This window comes from Bradyrhizobium ferriligni (assembly GCF_056837965.1).
On sequence record NZ_JBXEJO010000280.1, the window covers coordinates 1 to 446 of the forward strand.

The window sequence follows — 446 nt, forward strand, 5'->3', positions numbered from 1 at the left end:
GCATTTGCTGTGCTTTCTGCCTCTCTTTGGCTTGAAGATGATATGGCTAAATTGGGAGAACTTTCTGTACATTCGATTTCAGTTTGTCTTGTGAAAAATGGGGCTAAATCGTCAAGAGTTGCTGATCTTAATGGTAGTATTGGTAATGATGATTCTTCTCTTCTACGGCACTGCTTTCATCTACTACACAGTGGGACACGTCTTCTGTATTTTCTGCTTCGATTTCGTTGGATTCAGCACCATCACACACGACATTTAAAAATTCAGACAGCTTGCGTGTTTTTGATATAACATCTGGTTATTTTTTTCCATTTTCAACTGTCACATAGTCGCGGGGCCCCCTAGAAGCGCGGGGCCCGTAGCATTTGCTACTTCTGCTACTAGGCTAATCCGGCGCTGGATCTACGCCAAAGAGCCTTTTGCAACCTTTTTTGACTAAGCGCGGC

General features: G+C 43.7%; 1 protein-coding gene. It reads left to right on the plus strand.

The window, feature by feature from the left end:
- Nucleotides 1-291: hypothetical protein (locus AC1VNY_RS42685; RefSeq protein WP_482409704.1), on the plus strand; the 291-nt coding region annotated here is incomplete at its 5' end.
- Nucleotides 292-446: the final 155 nt, after the last annotated feature.